At 56.9% G+C, this 1,368-nt stretch carries 1 protein-coding gene; it reads left to right on the forward strand.

Going from position 1 to position 1,368, the window contains the following annotated elements; translation table 11 throughout:
* A partial coding sequence (locus AC07N6_RS24245) for a hypothetical protein (RefSeq protein WP_494783858.1) occupies positions 1-1,368 on the forward strand: 1,368 nt, incomplete at both ends.

The raw sequence follows: 1,368 nt of genomic DNA on the forward strand, positions 1-1,368 counted from the left end.
CCACAACCCGACACACGGCAACGACAACGCCATCGGCCTGTACTACGACGCCTTCGGCAAGCAGATCGGCAAGATCATCGCCAGCGGCAATGCCCAGGGACAAGCCCAGGAGTTCGTGGAGTATGACGCGGCCGGGCGGATCTGGCGCAGCAATGTCGATCAGGGCATCACCAAGGTCTACTTCTACGACCGCGCCGGCCGACCGACCCTGACGCTGCAATCGCAGGTGTTGAACCTGCGCGCCATGACGCTGGAGCAGATCCAGGAAGAGATGGGGCGGCCGGACAGCCGCATTGCCACCACCATCACCGTGTACGACGAGCGCGGACAGGTAATTCGGACCATCCAGCCAAGGATGAGCAGCAGCCGGCCCAATGCATCGCTGATAGCGGCACAGGGTGGCGGGTACTTCCAGGGAGTGCAACTGACCTCGGGGGCGACCTTGCTGGCGGGGGCTAATGCAGCTTATATACAGGGCGCGCCGGCGGTGGCGGATTCGGTAGGAGTGAGTGGAATACTGGCACTTTCAGCAAATGTTCAACGAAATCTGTGGAATTGGCTCACACCTGGCCCTCGTGGCGGGAGTAATAGTCGCGATCTAGTACCAACAGCACTCAATATCTACATCCCCGATATAACAGCACTTTGGGGAACCCAAAAGGTAGCCGTTGACATCGCGGTCTTTAATAACGGTAGAGCAGTCTCTATCGATAACGGGAATACTCAGTTTTTTACTGCATCCGGAGATCACAATATTGGCTTTGACTCTCGCCCATTTATGAAGATTGAGAGAGGAAACGTGGGGCGCCAGATCTACGATGAACGCATTGAATACTCATTATCCTTCTATGCAATGGCTAATAATGGCACGCGGATCTTCCTCGGGAGATTAAGCGGTTCAGGAGGCAGCGAACACAAGGCCGCTCATAGCGCAGGAAATCCACTCTATGCAGGATTCAACCCTCAGAATCAAGGAAGGCCCATTAATTACGGAGCACGAGATAGAGTCTACGGGAGCCATACGGAATCTATTGGTTCGAACGTGCTAAGGATCTCCAACCAAACCCTGCACGGTGCCGCCAAAGTCGATCTTTTCTACCGCCCGATGGGAACGGGCGGCGGGCCACGCGCCGGTTTTACAAGGTTAGGCACATCGTTGATGCCGGGGCAAAGCGGCACCTATATTGCCAACATGGCCGGCCTCAACGGCAACTACGACATGATCATGGTGGCCACGGACAGCAGTGGCCGCGTCATTCGTTCCGATGCCTTGTCGGTCTATCGCGGCAGCAACACCGTCACGCGCAGCAGCGGCGTGGCCAACACCCCCATCTTCGAAGGCGGCACGATGTTCCTGGCCGGCCTGCA

The sequence above is a fragment of the Herbaspirillum sp. GW821-FHT09A12 genome, from assembly GCF_059418325.1.